We start from the raw sequence: 23,706 nt of genomic DNA, 5'->3' as shown, positions 1-23,706 counted from the left end.
GCAATTCCCCTTAGCTCAGGCGCAGGCGACTGGCGCCGACCAGCCAGCTGTAGATCAGATAAAGCACCACGGTCGCCAGCAACAGCAGCCCGCCGAGCGCGGTGGCCATGCCCCAGTTGATGCTGGTGTTGGTGTAGAAGGCGACGAAGTAGCTGACCATTTGGTCGTTCGGGCTGCCGAGCAGCGCCGGGGTGATGTAGTAGCCGATGGCGAGGATGAACACCAACAGGCAGCCGGCGCCGACACCCGCGTAGGTCTGCGGGAAGTACACCCGCCAAAAGCTGGCGAACGGATGGCAACCGAGGGAAATTGCGGCACGCATGTAGGTTGGCGAGATGCCTTTCATCACGCTGTAGATCGGCAGAATCATGAACGGCAGCAGGATGTGCACCATCGAGATGTACACGCCGGTGCGGTTGAACACCAGTTCCAGCGGTTTATCGATGATGCCCATGGCCAACAGCGCACTGTTGATCAGACCGCCGGATTGCAGCAGCACGATCCAGGCGGCGACCCGCACCAGAATCGAGGTCCAGAACGGTAGCAACACCAGAATCATCAGCAGGTTGCTCTGCCGCGATGGCAGATTGGCCAGCAGGTAGGCCAGTGGATAGGCGAGCAGCAAGCAGATCACGGTGATGACCAGGCCCATCCAGAACGTGCGAGCGAAGATGTCGAGGTAGATCGCCTGATCCGGGGTGGCTGGAGCCAGTTCGCCGAGGTCATCGATGCGGTGATCGACCGCCGCCAGCAGGTAATACGGAGTGATGCTGCTGGTGTTGCGTTTCACCGCTTGCCAATAAGCCGGATCGCCCCAGCGTTCGTCGAGCGCTTCCAGCGCTTCTTTATAAGAGGCCGGTTCGCTGGCGAACGGCAGCGCGCGGGCGGTTTTGGTCAGCAGGCTGCGGTAGCCGGCCAACTCCATGTTCAAGCGCTTGGACAGATCGCCCAGCGTCTGGTTTTTGCGGGCTTCGGCGAGGTCTTCACTGGCAGCCTTGTACACCGGCTCGGCCGGCAGACCACGACCGTCCCAACTGGCGATGGCGGTGACAGTGCGCGGCATGCCGCCAACCACTTCCGGGTTGCCGACGCTTTTATAGAGAAGCGCCACGATCGGCACCAGAAACACCAGCAGCAGAAACAGCACCAGCGGCGCAATCAGTGCCTGGGCCTTCCAGCGGTTGACCCGCTCGGCGTGCTTGAGCTTCTGCTTCAAGGTGGGGCTGGCGCCCTCGTTCAGGGGAACGGCGATGGCCATGACGTACTCCGCAAATCTTTGATCGTTACAGAGGTGGCGAACCACCTCGAACTTTTGCCAGTGATCGTTCCCACGCTCTGCGTGGGAATGAATTCCAGTGACGCTCTGCGTCACACAGGGACGCGGAGCGTCCCGGGCGGCATTCCCACGCAGAGCGTGGGAACGATCATCCGGAAAGCCATCGGTCCGCATGCTTGGCTTATTTGGCAGCCCAAGAGTTGAAACGCTGTTCCAGTTGCTCGCCGTTGTCAGCCCAGAAGCTGACGTCGATCTGCACCTGGTTGGCGATGTTTTCCGGGGTGGTCGGCATGTCTTTCAGGACATCCTTGGCCAGCAGCGGTACGGCTTGGGTGTTGGCCGGGCCATAGGCGATGTTTTCCGAGTAGGTCTTCTGCTGCTGCGGCTGCACCGAGAAGGCAATGAACTTCTTCGCCGCTTCGGCGCGCTTGGCGTCCAGACCTTTCGGGATGGCCCAGGCGTCGAAGTCGTAGATGCCGCCGTTCCACACCACTTTCAGGTTGGATTCTTTTTGCACGGCAGCGATGCGACCGTTGTAGGCCGAACTCATCACCACGTCGCCGGAAGCGAGGTATTGCGGCGGTTGTGCGCCGGCTTCCCACCACTGAATGCTTGGCTTGAGCTCATCGAGCTTCTTGAAGGCGCGATCCTGGCCGCCCTTGCTCGCCAGCTCTTTGTAGACGTCTTTCGGCGCCACACCATCGGCCATCAGCGCGAATTCGAGGGTGTACTTGGCGCCTTTGCGCAGGCCGCGCTTGCCCGGGAATTTCTTCGTGTCCCAGAAATCCGCCCAACTGGTCGGTGCGGTTTTCAGCTTGTCGGCGTTGTAGGCCAGCACGGTAGACCACACAAAGAAACCTACGCCGCACGGCTGAATGGCGCCTTTGACGTAGTCTTCGGTCTTGCCGAACAGTGCCGGGTCGAGTTGTTCAAACATGTCTTCGTCGCAACCACGGGACAGCTCTGGCGATTCAACTTCGACCAGATCCCACGACACGCTCTTGGTATCGACCATGGCTTTGACCTTGGCCATCTCGCCGTTGTATTCGCCGGCAACGATCTTGCCGTTACCCGCCGCTTCCCACGGTGCATAGAAGGCTTTGACTTGCGCCGCCTTGTTCGCCCCGCCAAACGACACCACGGTCAAGTCCGGGCCGGCGGCCATTGCGCCGGTCGCACCCATCAGGCCCAGAGTCAGGGCGGTGAACTTCAGGGATCTCAACATTTATTGTTCTCTCCACGTGCAGGGTTGGTGTTGGTATTGCCGGGGCGCTTAGTGCGCCTCTAAAAGCGGATCGAGCGCACGAACGTGCTCGACCTGCCAGCCAAGCGGTACCACGTCGCCGACGCTGAGCGCAGGATCGAGCTCGGCAATCGGTTGTTTCACGAAGAAGTCGGTCTTGCCGCAGACTTCCAGGCGCACCCGGACGTGGTCGCCCAGATAGATGAATTCCGCCACCCTCCCTGAGAAGCGGTTGACGCATTGATCGCTCGAACCGTTGAGGCTGACGCGCTCCGGACGGATCGACAGGGTCACCGGTTCGCCGGTCTGGCCAACGTTGACGGCCAGCGCCTCGACCTTCTCTCCACGCCCCAATTCGACCACGCAGCGCTCGCCGCTCTGGCTGAGCAGGCGACCGTTGAGGCGGTTGTTCTCGCCAATGAAGTTGGCGACAAAGGTGTTTTTCGGCTCTTCGTAAAGCGTGCGCGGCGGGGCGATCTGCTGGATTTCGCCCTGATGGAACACCGCGACGCGGTCGGACATGGTCAGTGCTTCGCCCTGGTCGTGGGTCACGTAGACCACGGTCACGCCGAGGCGCTGGTGCAGGTGTTTGATCTCCATCTGCATGTGTTCACGGAGTTGCTTGTCGAGGGCGCCCAACGGTTCGTCCATCAGCACCAGTTGCGGCTCGAACACCAGCGCGCGGGCCAGTGCCACACGTTGCTGCTGACCACCGGACAACTGCGCCGGATAGCGCGAAGCGAAGGCATCGAGCTGAACCATGCTGAGGACTTTCTTCACCCGCTCGCTGACATCGCTTTTATTCAAGCCGCGTACGGTCAACGGGAAAGCAAGGTTCTCCGCGACAGTCATGTGCGGGAACAGCGCGTAGTTCTGGAACACCATGCCGATATCGCGCTTGTGCGGCGGCACGTTGTTGATCGAACGCCCGGACAGGAGGATTTCACCGGCGGTCGGCGTTTCGAACCCGGCGAGCATCATCAGGCTGGTGGTCTTGCCGGAACCGGACGGCCCGAGCAGGGTGAGGAATTCGCCCTTGCGAATGTCCAGGTTGAGGTCTTTGACGATCAGGTTCTCGCCGTCGTAGCTCTTCTGCACACCACGAAAGCTGACCAGCACATCACTGGCCCCTGCGCTTGTATCGACCTGGCTCATACCCACACCTTTGTTGTTGATGACTGCTTGTTCATCAAGCCTAGTGGCTGGCGGCGGCCACGCAAATCGGGGCGCAGGAGAGAATCGCTTAAGCGCAATGGAAGGTTGGGGGTAGGGATTGCCCTACAAGGATGGCGCGTTTGGGCAAGCGCAGCGGCAAGGGGCAAGCTGCAAGCCGCTAGCAAAGGCAAAAGCGTCTGTCGCTAATGGATATGCCAACTCCGAACCTGTGGGAGCGAGCCTGCTCGCGAATGCGGTGGGTCATCAAACTGAATGGCTGCCTGTTACGCCGCTTTCGCGAGCAGGCTCACTTCCACAGTTGATCGCGGTGATGGTCAGAGGAGTTTGTGCTCCATCGCGTATTTCACCAGCTCCGCCAGGGAGGTGATGTTGAGCTTCTGCATCAGCCGCGCCTTGTGCGTGCTGATGGTCTTGCTGCTCAGGGCCAGTTGCTGGGCGATGTCGTTGACGTTGGCGCCTTGGGCCAGGCGTTCGAACACCGAGAATTCGCGTTCTGACAACAGCGAATGCAGCGGCCGGGTATCGGTCAGGCCGACTTCGAAAACCATGCGGTCGGCCAGTTCCGGGTCGATGTAACGCCCGCCCGCCGCGACTTTGCGAATCGCCGTGAGCAGCAGCGCCGGATCGCTGTCCTTGGTCGCATACCCGGCCGCGCCGACCTTCAATGCGCGCGCGGCCATTTGCGCTTCGTCGTGCATCGACAGCACCAGAATCGCCGGCGGATTGTTCAGTGCACGGATGCGCGGGATTGCTTCCAGGCCATTGACCCCGGGCATGGAGATGTCCAGCAGCACCACCTCGCAAGGTACGCTGCGCAGGGTTTCGAGCAGTTGCTCGCCATTGCTCGCCTCCCCCACCACTTGCAGATCTTTGGCCAGGCCAATCAGTTGCTTGATGCCTTCACGGACGATGGTGTGGTCTTCGGCTACCAGTACACGGATCACGTTCTTCTCCAGATTTCAGGTACACACCAATCCCTGTGGGAGCGAGCCTGCTCGCGAAGGCGTCAGCACTCACGACACAAATCCTCAGACTTCGCTCACCGGCACTCGCACCACCAGACTGGTGCCCTCCCCCGGCTCACTCAGCAGCTCCAGCCGCCCGCCCATGATCAGCACCCGCTCACGCATGCCGACCAGGCCAAACGACGTCGGCCTACCCTCGGCCGCGACAAATCCTACGCCATCATCGCTGACGGTCAGACACAATTCATCGCCCGCAAGCTCCAGCGTCAGCTCCACCGTGTGCGCCTGAGCATGGCGCATCACATTGGTCAGCGCCTCCTGCAAAATCCGGAACAGCCCCACCGCTTTGGCATCGCTGAGTGCCGGCAGGTTGTCCGGCACCTGCACCAGACACGGTATCTGTGTGCGCGCCTCGAAACGCCGAGCCTGCCACTCGATGGCCGAGGCAATCCCGGCATCAAGGATCGGCGGACGCAACGCCGTCGCCACATCGCGTACCAGCTGAAACAACTGCGCGATCAGGCGTTTCATGCTGTTGAGCCGCTCGTTGAGTCCCGGATCGAGTTGCGCGTAGGCCAATTCGCACATCGATGTCTCCAGTTTCAGCACGGTGAGCATCTGTCCCAACTCATCATGGACTTCCCGGGCGATGCGCGCCTTCTCTTCTTCGCGCACGCTCTCCAGGTGCGCCGACAGTTCACGCAGTTGCTCGCGCGAGGCCGCCAGTTCCAGCTCGATGCGTTTGCTTTCGCTGATGTCCCAGACGATGCCGTCCCACACATAGGCGCCGTCCTCCAGCTGGCGGGTGATCGCCTTGATCTCGGCCCAGCGCTGCTCACCCTGGCGCGTGACGATGCGGCCCTGCCACGACCAGTCGCTGTCGGTATCCAGCGCCTGATCCTGGGTGCGGTGATAACTGGCCTTGTCGTCGGGGTGCACCAGACTGCGCAGGCCCATGTCGCGATGAGCGATGGCTGCCGGCGCATAACCGACCAGACTTTCGCTGCCCTCACTGATGTAGGCAAAGTCGATCTGCCCGGTAACCGGTGCCCGCTCCAGCCTGAACACCAGACCCGGGACGTTGGCCGCGATGCCTTGCAGGCGCGCCTCGCTTTCCTGCAAAGCGGCGAGCGCGCGGCGGCGGTCGGTGACGTCGGTGAGGTAGACCACCAGATATTCACTGTCGCGAAAACGCAGGAAACTCAAAGACACGTCGGCCGGCAACACGCTGCCATCGGCGCGCAGGCAGCTGGTTTCGAAGCTCAGCGGCCCTTCTTCGCTGGCCCGCGCACGCTTCCACAGATTGAGCCAGCGATCCATGTGCAGGCCGGGCTCGAAGTCGATCAGCGGCCGTTCGATCAGCCCGCCCGAGGGATAACCAAGCATGTTTTCCGCCGCGCGGTTGGCGTAACGCACATGGCTGTCCCAATTGACCCAGAGAATGCCGACGGTGCTTTGGTCGATGGAAAACTGTGTCAGCCGCAGCGCCTCTTCACTGGCCGCGCGCAGTGCAATGTCTTCGCGGGCGCTGAGCAAGCGTTGTTCGAGGCTGTGTTGTTGGCGCCGCTGCCAGACCACGATGGCCGCGCAACTGAGCAGCATCACCGCGAACAACAGGCTGAGGTTCTGCCAAAACCCCGGCGACTCGGTCAGCCGTGGGTATTTCGGCTGCAGCCATTGGTTGTGCAGTTGTTCCAGATCCTTGGCCGGGATCGCGCGCAAGGCGCTCTGGACGATGCCGGCCAGTTCCGGCCAATCGCGCCGCGAGGCCACACGCAGCAGTTGCGGCAGGCCGATATCGCCAACCACCACCAGTTCGGCAAACTCCGGCTCCACCGACAGCCGGCCCAACTGTGCTTCGTCGACCACCGCGTAGGAGGCTTGCTGACTCAACAGCAGTTGCAACGCTTGCCGTTCCAGCGGCACGCCTTGCAGATTCAAATGCGGATAGTTGCTGCGCAGGTAATCGGCGGTGCTGCTCGGCATGCGCACGGCGACGCGGGTCTGGCTGTCGAGCTTTTCCAGATCGACCGCGCCGCTGCTTTTCTGGTCGCTGACCACCAGTTGCGGCACGCGCATGTACGGGTCGGAAAACTGCCAGAGGCGCAGCGCGCTCGGGGTCTGGCTGAGGCCCGGAGCGATGTCGATCTCGCCCTCGCGCAAAGCGTTTTCCAATGCCCCCAGATCCTGAAAGTTGCGCCAGCTCAGTTCCACGCCGAGGGTGTTGGCCAGCAGTTTCATCAACTCGACATTGGCCCCGGACAATCGCTGCAGGCGCCGATCGTAGGTCGCGTAGGGCGCCTGCAACACCAGGCCGACGCGCAATTCGTTGTGCTGCGCCAGCCATTGCTGCTGCTCTGGCGACAATTGCGCGGCATGAGCCGGCGGCGCAGGCGCCGCCCAGCCCATCAAGGGAAACCACAAACAGCCGATAACCCACAGGCAGCAAGATCGCTTCATTGAAGTCTCATACACTGACAAATTCTGACCAACCCATTAGGCTGCCGGGATACTTTTCTGGCCTGGAATAACCGATGCCCTCTGTCTACCGCCTGGCACTGCCAGCATTGTGCCTGTCGCTGATCCTGCCTTGTGCGTTTTCCGTCGAAGCCGCCGACCCTGCGCCTGCCGCCACGGATAAACCCGCCGAAGAAAAACCGGCCGAGCGCCAGCCACTGCTTGAGCGTAGTCAGGAAGAGGCCGCCGCACTGCAACGTAAACTGCCAGCGCAAGAGCAGCAACAACTGCAGGCTGGCAGCGACACTTTCCTCGCCCTGTGGAAACCGGCCAACAGCGCCGAGCCCAAAGGCGCGGTGATCATCGTTCCCGGTGCCGGCGAAACCGCCGACTGGCCGCAGGCAATCGGCCCGTTGCGACGCAAATTGCCGGACGTCGAGTGGAGCAGCCTGAGTATCACCCTGCCGGATCTGCAAGGCGACGCCATTGCTCCGCGCGTGATCGAGCCGGGCGCGGCGCCGAAAGCCCCGGAAACCACAAGCAAGGATGCCACCACCGCGCAACCGATCGAGCAAGCCGCTGGTGGGGAAGCGGAAGTTGCCGAACAGGTGGTCGCCGAGACCAGCGAAGAACAAGCCAAGGCCGATGCCGATCGCATCTTCGGACGCATCGACGCGGCGATTGCCTACGCCGAACAGCAGAGCGCGCGCAGCATTGTCGTGCTCGGCCACGGCACCGGCGCTTATTGGGCGGCGCGTTTTCTCAGCGAGCGGCAGACGCCGCAGGTGGAAAAACTGGTGATGGTCGATGCGCAAGTCCCGACCAAAGCCCTGCCGCCACTCGCCGAACTGACGCCGACGCTGAAGCTGCCGACGGTGGATATTTTCTACATGGACAAAGCGCTGGATCGCAACGCGGCGCTGGAGCGCATGCAGGCGAGCAAGCGTCTGAAGACCTCGGCGTTCAGCCAGGTGGCGCTGAAGGTATTGCCGGACAAGAAGGCTGAGCAGGAACAACTGTTTCGGCGGGTGCGGGGCTGGTTGAATCCACAAAATACGGACTGATAAAAGCAAAAGATCGCAGCCTTCGGCAGCTCCTACAGGAAAAATGCATTCCAAAGGTAGGAGCTGCCGAAGGCTGCGATCTTTTGATCTTCAAGGGTCAGCGAAAATCCCGTCGCTCGCGAATCAACGTATAGGCGTTATGCAATTCCCGCGTCCGCTCGGTCGCCTCACGCACCTGTGCCGGGGTCGCGCCACTGCCGGCGATCTTGTCCGGGTGATGGCGACTGAGCAACCGTCGGTAAGCGCGCTTGATCTGTGCCGGCTCGCTGCTCGCCGACACCCCAAGCAATTTCATCGCCTCCTGATAGCTCACTGCGGCACTGACGATCGGCCGCTTGCCCGGCTCGTAATCGCTGGCCAATGCCTGCACCTGCTGCGCCGTCCAGCCGAGCCATTTGCCCCACTGCGCCAGCAACTCGCGTTCGCTGACCCCGGCGCGACCATCAGCCCAGACCATTCGCCAACAGGCACGCAACACGCCCTCAGCCGCATGCGGTTGCGAACTCAAACGACGCAGATAACCGCGCAGATTGTCGCTGCCGGACTTGCCGCGATTGAATGCAGCAATGGCCCGCCGTGTCGCCGGCTCGCTCATTTCCAGCGCGCGCATTTCATTGCGCGCCTGCTGGATATGCCCGTCAGTGACGCGCCCGTCGCTCTTGGCCAAACGCCCGAGCAACACGAACAGCAATTCATCGTTGCGCAGCATCGGCCGGCCGCCGAGCTTTTCGCGCAAGTGTCCCCAGCTCTGCAAGTGCAGGCGCCGATCCAGCGCCTGCCCCAACAACGCCCCAAGCATGGCCCCCGGAATGCTGGCAATCGCGTACCCCACTCCGGCTCCAATCAGAGTCCCTGGCCACAGCATCTCAGCGACTCGCTTCTATCAAGGCTTCGGCTTCGGCCAGACGCTCGTAGGTACCAACATCTACCCAATGCCCTTTCAACCGCTCGCCCGTAACTTCACCTTTGGCCATGGCGTTGCGTAGCAGCGGCGCGAGCTTGAACGCGCCATCGCTGCAACCATCGAACAACTGCGGATGCAGCACGGCGATGCCGCTGTAGGTCAGCGTCTGCGCATCAGGCTCGCCGTCCTGCACTTTGCCGTCGATGAGAGTGAAGTCGCCTTTCGGGTGATGCGGCGGATTGTCCGCCAGCACCAGATGCGCCAGGCCATTGATCGGCTGGTGCAGCACGCTGAAGTCGTAATCGGTCCAGATGTCGCCGTTGACCACCAGAAACGCATCGTCACCCAGTAACGGCAGCGCGCGGAAAATCCCGCCACCGGTCTCCAGCGGCTCGCCTTCCGGCGAGTACTGGATGCTCAGGCCGAAACGCGAACCGTCGCCGAGATGATCCTCGATCTGCTGACCGAGCCAGGCGTGGTTGATGACAATTTCGTTGAAGCCTGCGGCCGCGAGGGCGCGCAGGTGATACTCGATCAGCGGCACGCCAGCGGCACGCACCAGCGGTTTCGGCGTGGTCAGGGTCAGCGGGCGCATGCGCTCGCCTTTGCCTGCGGCCAGAATCATTGCCTTCATGCCGTCGCTCCAGCACGCAAGCTGCTGAACAGCGCTTGCAGCTCCGCCAGTTCAGGACGGCGCGCGATTACTGCTTCTATATAAGAGAAGAAGCGCGGCACATCGGCCAGATAGCGTGGCTTGCCATCGCGATGGCAGATACGCGCGAAGATGCCGATGACTTTCAGGTGACGCTGCACGCCCATCAGGTCGCTGGCGCGCAGGAAGTCTTCAAAATCAGCTTGCACCGGAATGTCCAGTGCCGAGGCCTGCTGCCAGTAACTTTCCAGCCAGCCGCGCACGCGTTCTTCCGGCCAGCTGAGGAAAGCATCCTTGAACAGGCAGGTCACGTCGTAGGTCACCGGGCCGTACACCGCGTCCTGGAAATCCAGCACGCCGGGGTTGGGCTCGCTGAGCATCAGGTTGCGCGGCATGTAGTCGCGGTGCACCAGCACTTTCGGCTGCGCCAGCGCGCTGTCGATCAGCAACTCGCTGATGTGCTGCCATTGTTGCTGCTGGGCCGCATCGAACTCGACGCCCAGCTCATGCTTGACGTACCACTCGGGGAACAACTCAAGCTCACGACGCAATAGGGCGACGTCGTAACTGGGCAACGGCGCAACCATCGGCAACTGTTGAAAAGCCAACAGCGCTTGCAGGGCATCGTGGAATAACGCGTCGGCATTTTCGCCATCGATGACGTCGAGATAGGTCTTGTTGCCCAGGTCATTGAGCAAAAGAAAACCGCGCTCGAGGTCTTCGGCGTAAATTTTCGGCACATTAATCCCGGATTTCGCCAGCAAAAAAGCGATATCCACGAACGGTTTGCAGTTTTCCTGGGGCGGCGGCGCGTCCATCACGACGAAGCTGCGACCATCGCCCTCCCAGCGGAAGTAGCGGCGGAAACTCGCGTCGCTGCTGGCCGCAGTCAACGTGGCCGGGGGCACGGTGCCCCAGCCCTGCTCGGCAAACAACTTTGCCAACTGCTCATCGAGCCAAACTTTCAGGTGTTGCAAGCGTACATCTTGGTCAGGCATTGCAAGGGTCTCCGACGGCGCTAGCCGTCAAGCGGGTCATGCTTTATTATCCAGCATCTTTTTCAGACCATCGAGAGGCGTGCGGCCCACACCGCGGGCAGATGGCACGCAGGAAGCCCGGACTAATAAGATGGCATTGAAATCCCCCGCGTTTCGTAAAAAATTTCCGTTGTTGGTAACCGGCAGTCTGCTGGCTATGCAACCTCTGGCCAGTCAATTCGTTGTTGCCGCCGAGCAGTATGACTGCTCCGTCTCGGCTACGGGTGGCTGGGACTGTGCGCCCAAGTCGCCCGCCGCGGCATTGCCGCCGCGCCCGGTGCATGACGGCAGTGCCGTCAGCTCTGCTGGCGAGGCCCCGGCCGACAACGGTTCCGACGCAGAGACCGGTGCAAAAACCGCACTGGTCACCGAGTCCAAGGGCCGCGGCCTGAAATCCCGTAGCGAAGACTACAGTCACCTCGACTGGGTTCCGCGCGAGAAGCTCACCGCCGCCCAATTGGCCGAGACTGGTCCTTACTGCTCTGGTTCCTATATCGAACCGATTCGTCCTGGCATGAATGACAAGACGAATAAAAGTGACGCGCCGACCTTCATCGGTGCCAAAGCGTCGCGTTATGAGCAGGACACACAAGTCGCCAGCCTCGCCGGTGACGTGGTCATGCGTCAGGGCAGCATGCAGGTCGAAGCCGACGAGGCCAACCTGTATCAGGCCGAGAGCCGTGGCGAACTGGCCGGCAACGTGCGCATCCGTGACAACGGCGCGCTGATCGTCGGCGACCACGCCGATGTGCAGCTCGACACCGGTGAAGCCAAGGTCGACAACGCCGAATACGTGATGCACAAATCGCGAATCCGCGGTAATGCGCTTTATGCCAAGCGCGCCGAAAATGCGATTATCCGCTTGAAGGACGGCACGTACACCACGTGCGAACCGAACAGCAACGCCTGGCAGCTCAAGGGCAACAACATCACCCTGAACCCGGCCACCGGTTTCGGTACCGCGACCAACGTGACGTTGCGCGTCAAAGACATCCCGATTCTGTACACCCCGTACATCTACTTCCCGATCGACGACCGCCGCCAGTCAGGTTTCCTGCCGCCGACCATCGGTTCGGGCAGCGACACCGGCTTCATGCTGGTCACTCCTTACTACTTCAACCTGGCGCCGAACTACGACGCCACGTTGTACCCGCGCTACATGAGCAAGCGCGGCATGTTGGTGGAAGGTGAATTCCGTTACCTGACCAAGTCGAGTGAAGGTCAGTTCGGTGCGGCGTATCTCAACGATGAGAACGACGATCGCAAGCTTCAGTCCGACTACAAAGACACCCGCTATATGTACAACTGGCAGCACAAGGGCGGTCTCGACTCCCGCGTGCTCACAGAAGTTGATTACACCAAGATCAGCGATCCGTATTACTTCCAGGATCTGCAGACCGATCAAATTGGTGTGAAGAGCGATGATTTCGTCAATCAGCAGGGTGCGGTCAGCTATCGTGGCGACAACTACACAGCACGCCTGAATGCTCAGCAATATCAGTTGGCTACCGTTTCCAACATCACACCGTATGGTCGTCTGCCGCAGATCACCTTCAATGGTCAGCTGCCGTACCATCCGGAAGGTCTGAATTTCGATTACGAGACCGAGCTGGTTCGTTTCGATCGCGATTTACGTGATGGCGACTTCATCAATGAAGATGGCTTTGCCGAACGTCGTCTGGACACAAACATCACCGGTCTGGCCCGCGCCAACGGTGATCGCCTGAATCTGAAGCCGGGCGTCAGCCTGCCGATGAACTGGACGTATGGCTTCCTCAAGCCATCGCTGAAGTACCAGTACACGCAGTATCAGCTTGATCTGGACAACACCGGCAAATCGCAGATCGATGCGATGACCGCAGAACAGAGAAAGCTCAACGGCGAGTTCGACAGCAACCAGAACCGTGGCGTACCGATCGCCAGCATCGATGGTGGCCTGTACTTCGACCGCAACACCTCGTATTTCGGCAAGAACTATCGTCAGACCCTGGAGCCGCGCCTGTTCTACCTCTATGTACCTGAGGTTGATCAGGAAGACATTCCGGTTTTCGACACCAGCGAATACACCTTCAACTACGCCTCGCTGTTCCGCGACAACCGCTTCTCCGGCGCCGACCGTGTCGGTGACGAGAACAAGCTGTCGCTGGGCGTGACCAGTCGCTGGATTGAAGACAACGGCTTCGAGCGTCAGCGCATCAGCGTCGGCCAGGCTCTGTACTTCAAGGATCGCAAGGTTCAACTGCCGGGTATCGCTTTCAACGATCGTGACGACGCGAAATCCGACGTTTCGCCATACGCGCTGGAATACGAATACCGCTGGAACCGTGACTGGCGCACCACTGCCGACTACAACTGGGACCCGGACAGCCGCAGCCCACGCTCCGGCAGTGCGATGTTCCACTATCAGCCGGAAGACAATCCGAACAAAGTCATCAACGTTGGTTATCGCTACCGTAATGACCAGGTCCGTTTTGACCAGAACACCGGTAAATGGTCTGTGGGCGGCGGTGACTACGGCACCCCGGGTCAACCTGGCTACGTGAAGGACTACTACAAGATCCAGCAGCATGACTTCTCGGTCATCTGGCCGATCGTTCCGCAGTGGAACGCCATCAGCCGCTGGCAGTACGACTACAACCGCAATCGCACGCTGGAAGCCTTCGGTGGTTTCGAATACGACAACTGCTGCTGGAAACTGCGCCTGATCAATCGTTACTGGGTCGCCTATGACGAAAACAGTCAGAACGCCCCGGAAAACGAAAAAGGCGACCATGGCATCTTCCTCCAAATTGTTCTGAAGGGACTCGGCGGCCTGACTGGCGCCAAGGTAGAGAGCTTCCTCGACAAAGGCATTCAAGGTTATCGTGAACGTGAAGACCAAGCTTTCTGATTGTCTGCGCCCGGTGCTGCTGGGCGCGCTGTTCCTGGGTACGGCGGCCAACGCCGCCGTACAGTCCATCGACAAAGTGGTGGCGATCGTCGACAACGACGTGGTCATGCAGAGCCAATTGGACCAGCGCGTTCACGAAGTTCAGCAGACCATCGCCAAGCGCGGTGGCGGCCTGCCGCCTCCCGGCGTGCTCGATCAGCAAGTGCTTGAGCGCCTGATCGTCGAAAACCTGCAACTGCAGATCGGCGAACGCTCGGGCATCCGCATTACTGACGAAGAGCTGAACCAGGCTGTCGGCACCATCGCCCAACGCAACAACATGACTGTTGATCAGTTCCGTGCTGCGCTGGCTCGCGATGGCCTGAACTATGACGACGCCCGTGATCAGATCAAGCGCGAGATGATCATCAGCCGGGTGCGTCAGCGTCGCGTGGCAGAACGCATTCAGGTGTCCGAGCAGGAAGTGAAGAACTTCCTCGCCTCTGACCTCGGCAAGATGCAGCTGTCCGAAGAACTGCACCTGGCCAACATCCTGATTCCGACCCCGGAAAGCGCCAACTCTGAAGCCATTCAGAGCGCTTATCGTCAGGCCATGGATGTATACCAGCAGCTCAAGCAAGGCGCCGACTTCGGTCAGATGGCCGTGGCCAAATCCGGTAGCGACAACGCGCTGGAAGGCGGCGAGATGGGCTGGCGTAAAGCCGCGCAACTGCCACCGCCGTTCGATCGTGAATTGAGCAGCATGGCCGTTGGCGACATTACTCAGCCTGCGCGTACACCGGGCGGCTTCATCATTCTGAAGCTGCTGGGCAAACGTGGCGGCGAAGCGCAGATGCGCGACGAAGTGCATGTGCGTCACATCCTGGTCAAGCCGAGCCCGATCCGCGACGAAGCCAAGACCAAGGCACTGGTGCAATCGTTGTATGACCGCATCACCGCCGGCGAAGACTTTGCCGAGCTGGCGAAAAACTACTCGGAAGACCCGGGTTCCGCCCTCAACGGCGGCGACCTGAACTGGATCGACCCGAACGTGCTGGTACCGGAATTCCGCGAAGTGATGGCTTCGACCCCACAAGGTCAGCTGTCCAAGCCATTCCAGACCCAATACGGCTGGCACGTGCTGGAAGTCCTTGGCCGTCGCGCCACTGACGGCACCGAACAGGCCCGTGAGCAGCAAGCGATGTCCGTACTGCGTAACCGCAAATACGATGAAGAGCTGCAAACCTGGCTGCGTCAGATCCGTGACGAAGCGTACGTAGAGATCAAACTTCCTGGTGCAGACCAGGCAGCGCAGTGAAACCCAAGCGTTTCGCGCTGACACCCGGCGAACCGGCCGGCATCGGTCCCGACCTGTGCCTGCTGCTCGCCGCGCAAGCCCAGCCACACCCCCTGATTGCCATCACCAGCCGCGACCTGCTCCTTGAGCGGGCCGCGCAGCTGGGGCTGGCCGTCAATCTGCTGGATGTCGCGCCGGGGCAGTGGCCAGATGTTTCAGCGCCGGCCAACAGCCTGTACGTCTGGGACACGCCGCTCAGCGCACCGGTAATCGCCGGGCAACTGGACAAGGCCAACGCTGCATTCGTCCTCGAAACCCTGACCCGCGCCGGCAACGGCTGCCTGAACGGCGATTTCGCAGGGATGATCACCGCGCCGGTGCACAAAGGTGTGATCAACGAGTCGGGCATCGCGTTCTCTGGACACACTGAATTTCTCGCCGAGCTGACGCACACCGCGCAAGTAGTGATGATGCTGGCCACTCGCGGTTTGCGCGTGGCGCTGGTCACCACGCATCTGCCTCTGCGCGAGATTGCCGACGCGATCACCCCGGAACGGCTGGAAAGAGTCACGCGAATCCTGCACGCCGACCTGCAAGACAAATTCGGCATCGCCCAGCCACGCATCCTGGTCTGCGGTCTCAACCCGCATGCCGGTGAAGGCGGCCACCTGGGCCATGAAGAAATCGACATCATCGAACCGACATTAGAGCGCCTGCGCGGCGAGGGCATGGACCTTCGTGGCCCGCTGCCTGCCGACACTCTGTTTACCCCCAAATATCTGGAGCACTGCGACGCAGTGCTGGCGATGTACCACGACCAGGGCTTGCCCGTGCTCAAGTACAAAGGCTTCGGCGCTGCCGTCAACGTGACGCTGGGCCTGCCGATCATCCGCACCTCGGTCGACCATGGCACCGCCCTGGATCTGGCTGGCAGCGGCAGGATCGACACCGGCAGCCTGCAAGTCGCCCTGGAAACCGCCTACCAGATGGCCGAGACCCGTTTATGAACGAGCAATACCAACACAAGGCGCGCAAACGCTTTGGTCAGAACTTCCTCCACGATGCCGGCGTTATCGACCGCATTCTGCGCTCCATTCACGCCAAGCCTGACGACCGCCTGCTGGAAATCGGCCCCGGTCAGGGTGCGCTGACCCAAGGTTTGCTGGGCTCCGGCGCGCAACTCGACGTAGTGGAGCTGGACAAGGATCTGATCCCGATCCTCAACCAGCAGTTTGCCGGCATGAGCAATTTCAACCTGCATCAGGGCGATGCGCTGAAGTTCGACTTCAATACGCTGAACGCCGCGCCAAACAGCCTGCGGGTGGTCGGCAACCTGCCGTACAACATCTCCACGCCATTGATTTTTCACCTGCTGAACAACGCAGGCATCATTCGCGACATGCACTTCATGTTGCAGAAAGAAGTGGTCGAGCGTCTGGCCGCAGGCCCGGGTGGCGGTGACTGGGGTCGCTTGTCGATCATGGTTCAGTACCATTGCCGCGTGGAACATCTGTTCAACGTCGGCCCGGGCGCATTCAATCCGCCGCCGAAAGTCGATTCGGCGATCGTTCGTCTCGTGCCCCACGCGGTACTGCCGCACCCGGCGAAGGATCACAAGTTGCTGGAGCGCGTGGTACGCGAAGCCTTCAATCAGCGCCGCAAAACCTTGCGCAATACCCTCAAGCAATTGCTCAGCAACGCCGAGATCGAAGCCGCTGGCGTTGATGGCAGCCTGCGTCCCGAGCAACTGGATCTGGCCGCATTCGTGCGTCTGGCCGACCAGCTCGCGATACAGGTCCCGGCAGCTCCCGCCGCCGACTGACCCGCGATGAACGCTATCGGGCAGCACACCACTCTGGTTTACTGCCCGATACTTGCCTAGACTGATTCCCCATCAGCTACGCCCCGCGTTCCGCTTCGTTAAGGCCCTCTTGCATGTCCGATTCCCGTTATCAGGTCGATGTCAGCGTCGTCACCCACTATCTGGCAGACCAATCGCAACCCGAACACGACCGTTTCGCCTTCGCCTACACCATCACTGTGGAGAACAATGGCGATCTTCCGGCCAAGCTTCTGTCCCGGCACTGGGTGATTACCGATGGTGACGGCCATGTTGAACAAGTGCGCGGTGAAGGCGTCGTCGGCCAGCAACCGTTGATCGATGCGGGCAAGAGCCACACGTATACCAGCGGCACGGTGATGACCACCAAGGTCGGCACCATGCAGGGCACTTATCAAATGCTCGCCGATGACGGCAAACATTTCGATGCCGTCATCAAACCGTTTCGCCTCGCCGTACCCGGAGCCCTGCACTGATGACGACTTACGCCGTCGGTGACCTGCAAGGCTGCCTCGAACCGCTCAAGTGCCTGCTCAAGCAAGTTGCCTTCGACCCGGTGCTGGATCGGCTATGGCTGGTCGGCGATCTGGTCAACCGCGGCCCGCAGTCGCTGGAAACCCTGCGCTTTCTCTACGAGATGCGCGAGTCGCTGGTCTGTGTGCTCGGCAATCACGACCTGCACCTGCTGGCCGCCGCGAAGAAGATCGAGCGCTTGAAGAAAAGCGACACACTGCGCGAAATCATCGAGGCCCCCGATGGCCCGCAATTGATGGAATGGCTGCGCCAGCAGAAGCTGATGCATTACGACGAAACACGCGATGTTGCGATGGTCCATGCCGGCATCCCGCCGCAATGGTCGCTGCGCCGCGCGTTGAAGTGCGCCGCCGAAGTCGAGACCGCCCTGTGTGACGACAACGTGTTCCCCGCCTACCTTGACGGCATGTACGGCAACGAACCGGCAAAATGGGACAACGATCTCAAAGGCATTGATCGCCTGCGGGTGATCACCAATTACTTCACGCGCATGCGCTTTTGCACCGCTGAGGGCAAGCTCGACCTCAAGAGCAAGGAAGGCCTCGACAGCGCCCCGCCCGGCTACAAGCCGTGGTTTCAGCACAAGGAGCGCAAGACCAAAGGCCTGCGCATCATCTTCGGTCACTGGGCTGCGCTCGAGGGCAATATCCACGAGCCGGGCATTTCCGCGCTGGACACCGGATGCGTCTGGGGCGGCAGCCTGACGCTGATGAACGTCGACAGCGGCGAACGCCTGTCATGCAAATGCGACGAGCACGGCGGACTTGCGCCATCAGTCGCCCCACTCACCCCCAACGATTCGCCCGTCAACGCCTCGCGTTAGACTGCGCCTTCAGTTGAGCAACAGGAACATTGTCATGACCGAATTCAAACGAATCCCGCCGGAACAGGCGCAGGCCTTGCGTGAACAGGGCGCAGTCGTAGTCGACGTACGCGATCCAGCGACCTTCGCCGCGCTGCACATCAGCGGTTCGAAGCATCTCGACAACCATTCGCTGCACGCTTTCATTCAAGGCGCCGATCTTGATGCACCGACCGTCGTGGTCTGCTATCACGGCAATTCCAGTCAGGGCGCAGCCGCCTATCTGGTCGGCCAGGGCTTCTCCGACGTCTACAGCATGGATGGCGGTTTCGAGCTATGGCGTACGACCTATCCTTCGGAAACCGCGCAAGGCACCGACGAATAATTTTTTTGCGCGGCGCAGGCCCCGGCTGCCGTGGGCCTGCGCGCGGCAGACGAACGGTCTGCCACAACTAATTACGTATCTCGCCTTTACCTCTCGAATTCCCAACTATCCTTAAGCGCAGGCCATCCAAAACAGGGGAGAGCCGGTACACCGGCGCGCGGGTCATCGGGAGTAGCTTTCGCGGTTTGTCGACCGTGGGAGAATTCTGGGGGGTAAACAGCAGCTGCCACAGCGACTGCTGCCAGCATCGACTGAGTGATCCGGCGTCGGCTCCACGTATCGAGCGAGGTGACGTCATGAGTATCTTTAGCCACTTCCAACAACGCTTCGAATCCACACGCCAGGAAGAACTCTCTCTGCAGGAGTACCTGGAGCTGTGCAAAAACGATCGCAGCGCCTACGTTTCCGCCGCCGAACGTCTGTTGATGGCGATCGGCGAACCGGAACTGCTCGACACTTCGACCAATTCGAGGCTGTCGCGCATCTTCTCCAACAAGGTGATCCGCCGCTATCCGGCCTTTGAAGACTTCCACGGGATGGAAGAATGCATCGACCAGATCGTCTCGTATTTCCGCCACGCCGCCCAAGGCCTGGAAGAGAAGAAACAGATTCTTTATCTGCTCGGCCCCGTTGGCGGCGGTAAATCGTCCCTGGCCGAGAAGCTGAAACAGCTGATGGAAAAAGTGCCTTTCTACGCCATCAAGGGCTCGCCGGTCTTCGAATCACCTCTGGGTCTGTTCAACGCCACTGAAGATGGCGCGATCCTTGAGGAAGACTTCGGTATCCCAAGGCGCTATCTGAACACCATCATGTCGCCCTGGGCGACCAAACGCCTGGCCGAATTCGGCGGCGACATCAGCCAGTTCCGCGTGGTCAAGCTGTACCCGTCGATCCTCAATCAGATTGCGGTGGCCAAGACCGAACCCGGTGACGAGAACAACCAGGACATCTCGGCGCTGGTCGGCAAGGTCGATATCCGCAAACTCGAAGAATTCCCACAGAACGACGCTGATGCCTATAGCTACTCCGGTGCGCTGTGCCGGGCCAACCAGGGCTTGATGGAATTCGTCGAAATGTTCAAGGCGCCGATCAAGGTGCTGCACCCATTGCTGACTGCTACCCAGGAGGGCAACTACAACAGTACCGAAGGCCTCGGCGCGATTCCGTTCACCGGGATCTTGCTGGCTCACTCCAACGAGTCGGAGTGGCACACCTTCCGCAACAACAAGAACAACGAGGCGTTCATCGACCGGATCTATATCGTCAAGGTGCCGTACTGCCTGCGCGTGAGCGATGAAGTGAAGATCTACGACAAACTCCTGTTCAACAGTTCCTTGTCCAAGGCGCACTGCGCACCGGACACCTTGAAAATGCTTGCGCAATTCACCGTGCTGTCACGCCTCAAGGAGCCGGAAAACTCCAACATCTACTCGAAGATGCGCGTCTACGACGGTGAAAACCTCAAGGACACCGATCCGAAGGCCAAGTCGATTCAGGAGTATCGCGATTCGGCCGGTGTCGACGAAGGCATGAACGGTCTGTCGACCCGCTTCGCCTTCAAGATCCTCTCCAAGGTGTTCAACTTCGATCCGCATGAAATCGCCGCCAACCCGGTGCACCTGCTCTATGTGCTGGAGCAGCAGATCGAACAGGAACAGTTCCAGGCCGAAACCCGCGAACGCTACCTGCGCTATCTGAAGGAATACCTGGCGCCGCGCTACATCGAATTCATCGGCAAGGAAATCCAGACCGCTTATCTGGAGTCCTACAGCGAATACGGTCAGAACATCTTCGACCGCTACGTGCTGTATGCGGATTTCTGGATTCAGGATCAGGAGTATCGCGACCCGGAAACCGGCGAGATTCTCAACCGCGTGGCGCTGAACGAAGAACTGGAGAAAATCGAAAAACCGGCCGGGATCAGCAATCCGAAGGATTTCCGCAACGAAATCGTCAACTTCGTCCTGCGCGCCCGGGCCAACAACAACGGCAAGAACCCGACGTGGCTCAGCTACGAAAAACTGCGGGTGGTCATCGAGAAGAAAATGTTCTCCAACACCGAAGACCTGCTGCCCGTCATCAGTTTCAACGCCAAGGCCAGCAAGGAGGATCAGCAGAAACACAACGACTTCGTTACGCGAATGGTTGAACGTGGCTACACCGATAAACAGGTACGCCTGCTGTCCGAATGGTACCTGCGGGTCCGCAAGTCGCAGTGAGGCAGCTGCAAGCTATAGGCCACAAGCTGCAAGAACTAAGCGCGTGAACCCGAAAACACGGACATTCGCTTCTACTTGCAGCTTGCAGCTCAAAACTTGAAGCTCCCCGGAGGGGCCTTATGAGCTATGTGATCGACCGACGCCTCAATGGCAAGAACAAGAGCACGGTGAACCGCCAGCGTTTTCTGCGGCGCTACCGTGACCACATCAAGAAGGCTGTCGAAGAGGCAGTCAGTCGCCGCTCCATCACGGATATGGAGCATGGCGAGCAGATCAGCATTCCCGGCCGCGATATCGACGAGCCGGTGCTTCATCATGGACGCGGCGGCAAGCAGACCGTGGTGCATCCCGGTAACAAAGAGTTCACGGCCGGTGAACATATCGCTCGTCCACCGGGAGGCGGCGGTGGACGCGGTCCGGGCAAGGCGGGGAATTCCGGCGAAGGCATGGACGAGTTCGTCTTCCAGATCACGCAGGAAGAGTTTCTCGAATTCATGTTCGAAGACCTGGAACTGCCGAACCTGGTCAAACGCAACCTGACCGGCACCGACACATTCAAAACCGTACGCGCCGGGATCAGCAACGAGGGCAATCCGTCGCGGATCAACATCATCCGCACCCTGCGCTCAGCGCATGCGCGTCGTATCGCCCTGTCTGGCAGCAGCCGCGCGAAATTGCGCGAAGCCAAGGAAGAGCTGGCACGGCTCAAGCGCGAAGAACCGGACAACTTCGGCGATATCCAGGAACTCGAGGCTGAAATCGAGAAACTCAGCGCACGCATTCACCGCGTGCCGTTCCTAGATACCTTCGACTTGAAATACAACCTGCTGGTCAAGCAACCCAACCCCAGTTCCAAAGCAGTGATGTTCTGCCTGATGGACGTTTCCGGTTCGATGACGCAGGCGACCAAGGACATCGCCAAGCGCTTTTTCATCTTGCTGTACCTGTTTCTCAAGCGTAACTACGACAAGATTGACGTGGTGTTCATCCGTCACCACACCAGCGCCCGAGAGGTGGATGAGGAGGAGTTTTTCTATTCTCGCGAGACCGGCGGCACCATCGTTTCCAGCGCCCTGAAGCTGATGCAGGAAATCATGGCCGAGCGCTATCCGAGCAACGAGTGGAACATCTACGCCGCTCAGGCCTCCGACGGCGACAACTGGAACGACGATTCGCCGATCTGCCGTGACATCCTGATCAACCAGATCATGCCGTTTGTGCAGTACTACACTTATGTGGAGATCACCCCGCGCGAACATCAGGCCCTGTGGTACGAATACGAACGCATCGCCGAAGCCTTCTCTGACACGTTTGCCCAGCAGCAACTGGTCTCGGCCGGAGATATCTATCCGGTCTTCCGTGAACTCTTCCAGCGCAGGTTAGTGACATGACCGCCAAAGAGCAGAAACGCCAACCCATTTCCACCGGCTCCGAATGGACATTCGAGCTGATCCAGACCTACGACCGCGAAATCGCCCGGATCGCGGCCCGCTATGCTCTGGACACCTATCCCAACCAGATCGAAGTGATCACCGCCGAGCAGATGATGGACGCCTATGCCTCGGTGGGCATGCCGCTGGGCTATCACCACTGGTCCTACGGCAAACACTTCCTCAGCACAGAGAAATCCTACAGTCGCGGACAGATGGGCCTGGCTTACGAGATCGTGATCAACTCGGATCCGTGCATCGCCTATCTGATGGAAGAAAACACCATCTGCATGCAGGCGCTGGTGGTGGCCCATGCCTGCTATGGCCACAACAGCTTCTTCAAGGGCAACTACCTGTTCCGCACCTGGACCGATGCCAGTTCGATCATTGATTACCTGGTGTTCGCCAAGCAGTACATCATGCAGTGCGAGGAACGCCACGGCATCGACGCCGTGGAAGATCTGCTCGATTCCTGCCATGCCTTGATGAATTACGGCGTCGACCGCTACAAGCGTCCGTATCCGATCTCCGCCGAAGAAGAGCGCCGGCGGCAAAAGGATCGTGAAGAGCACCTGCAAAAGCAGATCAATGATCTGTGGCGCACCATTCCCAAAGGCGCGGACAAATACAGCGACAAGGACAACGCCCGCTTCCCGGCCGAGCCGCAGGAAAACATCCTTTATTTCATTGAGAAACACGCACCGCTGCTGGAGCCGTGGCAGCGCGAGATCGTGCGCATCGTGCGCAAGATCGCCCAGTATTTCTATCCGCAGCGCCAGACCCAGGTCATGAACGAAGGCTGGGCAACGTTCTGGCATTACACGCTGATGAATGATTTGTACGACGAAGGCCTGGTCACCGACGGCTTCATGATGGAATTCCTCACCTCGCACACCAGCGTGGTATTCCAACCGGGTTTCGACAGTCCGTACTACAGCGGCATCAACCCGTATGCGTTGGGTTTCGCCATGTACCGCGACATTCGGCGCATGTGCGAAGAGCCTACCGAAGAGGATCGCCGCTGGTTCCCGGACATCGCCGGTTCCGACTGGCTGTCGACCATCAAGTTCGCCATGAGCAGTTTCAAGGACGAGAGCTTCATCCTGCAGTACCTGTCGCCGAAGGTGATCCGCGATCTGAAGCTGTTCAGCATTCTCGATGATGACCAGAAAGACGATCTGCTGGTGCCGGCCATTCATGATGAGGGCGGCTACCGCATCATCCGGGAAACCCTGGCAGCGCAGTACAACCTCGGCAATCGTGAGCCGAACGTGCAGATCTACAGCATCGACCGGCGCGGTGATCGCTCGCTGACCCTGCGCCATCAGCAGCACGACCGCAAACCATTGGGCGACTCCACCGAAGAAGTGCTCAAGCACCTGCACCGGCTCTGGGGCTTCGACATTCATCTGGAAACCCTGCAAGGCGACCAGATCATGAAAACCCATCACGTGCCGCCACGCAGTGAACACAGCGAGGGCGATTACGGCCGGCTCGATCTGGCCGTGATTCATCTTTGATCCGGTTCTGGCCTCCGAAAGTCTGACGCAAGGGTT

At 60.1% G+C, this 23,706-nt stretch carries 19 protein-coding genes; 11 read left to right on the top strand and 8 right to left on the bottom strand.

Going from position 1 to position 23,706, the window contains the following annotated elements; translation table 11 throughout:
• Positions 1-10: 10 nt before the first annotated feature.
• The 5 genes from AAEZ10_RS22030 to AAEZ10_RS22010 all read right to left on the bottom strand — a co-directional run bounded on the left by AAEZ10_RS22030 (position 11) and on the right by AAEZ10_RS22010 (position 7,120).
• A complete protein-coding gene (locus AAEZ10_RS22030) occupies positions 11-1,258 on the bottom strand; it encodes an ABC transporter permease (protein ID WP_016772908.1) in 1,248 nt (415 codons plus the stop codon).
• A 199-nt stretch (positions 1,259-1,457) separates the two neighbouring features.
• Positions 1,458-2,501, bottom strand: coding sequence for an ABC transporter substrate-binding protein (locus AAEZ10_RS22025; protein ID WP_016772907.1), 1,044 nt, complete (start codon positions 2,499-2,501; stop codon positions 1,458-1,460).
• A gap of 48 nt (positions 2,502-2,549) precedes the next feature.
• The gene (locus AAEZ10_RS22020; protein ID WP_024014536.1) at positions 2,550-3,674 is read right to left on the bottom strand and encodes an ABC transporter ATP-binding protein; all 1,125 of its coding nucleotides are present in this window, start codon (positions 3,672-3,674) and stop codon (positions 2,550-2,552) included.
• Positions 3,675-4,009: 335 nt separating this feature from the next.
• A complete protein-coding gene (locus tag AAEZ10_RS22015; RefSeq protein WP_003228820.1) occupies positions 4,010-4,639 on the bottom strand; it encodes a response regulator in 630 nt (209 codons plus the stop codon).
• A gap of 84 nt (positions 4,640-4,723) precedes the next feature.
• On the bottom strand, positions 4,724-7,120 hold the full coding sequence (locus tag AAEZ10_RS22010) for a PAS domain-containing sensor histidine kinase (protein ID WP_350570991.1): 2,397 nt from the start codon (positions 7,118-7,120) through the stop codon (positions 4,724-4,726).
• 74 nt (positions 7,121-7,194) lie between these two features.
• On the opposite strand from AAEZ10_RS22010, the gene AAEZ10_RS22005 reads away from it, so the two are divergent.
• The gene (locus tag AAEZ10_RS22005) at positions 7,195-8,181 is read left to right on the top strand and encodes an alpha/beta hydrolase family protein (protein WP_350570989.1); all 987 of its coding nucleotides are present in this window, start codon (positions 7,195-7,197) and stop codon (positions 8,179-8,181) included.
• 97 nt (positions 8,182-8,278) lie between these two features.
• Here AAEZ10_RS22005 and AAEZ10_RS22000 read toward each other — a convergent pair whose 3' ends face one another.
• The 3 genes from AAEZ10_RS22000 to AAEZ10_RS21990 are packed head-to-tail and all read right to left on the bottom strand — an operon-like array spanning position 8,279 to position 10,735.
• On the bottom strand, positions 8,279-9,046 hold the full coding sequence (locus AAEZ10_RS22000) for a TerB family tellurite resistance protein (protein WP_016772902.1): 768 nt from the start codon (positions 9,044-9,046) through the stop codon (positions 8,279-8,281).
• Between the two features lies 1 nt (position 9,047).
• The gene (gene murU, locus AAEZ10_RS21995) at positions 9,048-9,719 is read right to left on the bottom strand and encodes an N-acetylmuramate alpha-1-phosphate uridylyltransferase MurU (protein ID WP_130928612.1); all 672 of its coding nucleotides are present in this window, start codon (positions 9,717-9,719) and stop codon (positions 9,048-9,050) included.
• Positions 9,716-10,735, bottom strand: a complete 1,020-nt coding sequence (locus tag AAEZ10_RS21990; protein ID WP_095181413.1) for an aminoglycoside phosphotransferase family protein — start codon at positions 10,733-10,735, stop codon at positions 9,716-9,718. The genes murU and AAEZ10_RS21990 overlap by 4 nt, the downstream gene beginning before the upstream one ends.
• Before the next feature lie 130 nt (positions 10,736-10,865).
• On the opposite strand from AAEZ10_RS21990, the gene AAEZ10_RS21985 reads away from it, so the two are divergent.
• From AAEZ10_RS21985 to AAEZ10_RS21940, 10 genes are all read left to right on the top strand, one after another.
• Positions 10,866-13,664: an LPS-assembly protein LptD gene (locus tag AAEZ10_RS21985; RefSeq protein ID WP_350570986.1), complete on the top strand. Its 2,799-nt coding sequence runs from the start codon at positions 10,866-10,868 to the stop codon at positions 13,662-13,664.
• Positions 13,639-14,961: a peptidylprolyl isomerase SurA gene (surA, locus tag AAEZ10_RS21980; protein WP_177433953.1), complete on the top strand. Its 1,323-nt coding sequence runs from the start codon at positions 13,639-13,641 to the stop codon at positions 14,959-14,961. Before AAEZ10_RS21985 ends, surA begins: the two co-directional genes overlap by 26 nt.
• Positions 14,958-15,947 carry a 4-hydroxythreonine-4-phosphate dehydrogenase PdxA gene (gene pdxA / locus AAEZ10_RS21975; protein WP_350570984.1) on the top strand — a complete coding sequence of 330 codons (990 nt, stop codon included), beginning with the start codon at positions 14,958-14,960 and terminating at the stop codon, positions 15,945-15,947. The genes surA and pdxA overlap by 4 nt, the downstream gene beginning before the upstream one ends.
• Positions 15,944-16,762, top strand: coding sequence for a 16S rRNA (adenine(1518)-N(6)/adenine(1519)-N(6))-dimethyltransferase RsmA (gene rsmA / locus AAEZ10_RS21970; RefSeq protein WP_041476699.1), 819 nt, complete (start codon positions 15,944-15,946; stop codon positions 16,760-16,762). The genes pdxA and rsmA overlap by 4 nt, the downstream gene beginning before the upstream one ends.
• A 113-nt stretch (positions 16,763-16,875) precedes the next feature.
• Positions 16,876-17,256, top strand: a complete 381-nt coding sequence (apaG, locus tag AAEZ10_RS21965; RefSeq protein ID WP_073476562.1) for a Co2+/Mg2+ efflux facilitator ApaG/CorD — start codon at positions 16,876-16,878, stop codon at positions 17,254-17,256.
• On the top strand, positions 17,256-18,137 hold the full coding sequence (locus tag AAEZ10_RS21960) for a symmetrical bis(5'-nucleosyl)-tetraphosphatase (protein ID WP_350570981.1): 882 nt from the start codon (positions 17,256-17,258) through the stop codon (positions 18,135-18,137). The genes apaG and AAEZ10_RS21960 overlap by 1 nt, the downstream gene beginning before the upstream one ends.
• 34 nt (positions 18,138-18,171) lie before the next feature.
• Entirely contained in the window at positions 18,172-18,501 is a 330-nt protein-coding gene (glpE, locus tag AAEZ10_RS21955) for a thiosulfate sulfurtransferase GlpE (RefSeq protein WP_056786663.1), read from the top strand.
• 296 nt (positions 18,502-18,797) lie between these two features.
• Positions 18,798-20,720 carry a PrkA family serine protein kinase gene (locus AAEZ10_RS21950; protein WP_016772892.1) on the top strand — a complete coding sequence of 641 codons (1,923 nt, stop codon included), beginning with the start codon at positions 18,798-18,800 and terminating at the stop codon, positions 20,718-20,720.
• Positions 20,721-20,839: 119 nt separating this feature from the next.
• Positions 20,840-22,111 carry a YeaH/YhbH family protein gene (locus AAEZ10_RS21945; protein ID WP_039757709.1) on the top strand — a complete coding sequence of 424 codons (1,272 nt, stop codon included), beginning with the start codon at positions 20,840-20,842 and terminating at the stop codon, positions 22,109-22,111.
• Positions 22,108-23,670, top strand: coding sequence for a SpoVR family protein (locus tag AAEZ10_RS21940; RefSeq protein WP_073476558.1), 1,563 nt, complete (start codon positions 22,108-22,110; stop codon positions 23,668-23,670). Before AAEZ10_RS21945 ends, AAEZ10_RS21940 begins: the two co-directional genes overlap by 4 nt.
• The last annotated feature ends 36 nt before the right edge of the window (positions 23,671-23,706 follow it).

Origin of the sequence: Pseudomonas sp. H26/SER47-MNA-CIBAN-0231, from assembly GCF_040310465.1 — a bacterium.
Lineage (GTDB): Bacteria > Pseudomonadota > Gammaproteobacteria > Pseudomonadales > Pseudomonadaceae > Aquipseudomonas > Aquipseudomonas atacamensis.
Note: the sequence above shows the minus strand (reverse complement) of the source record. Positions and strands in the feature narration are given on the sequence as shown.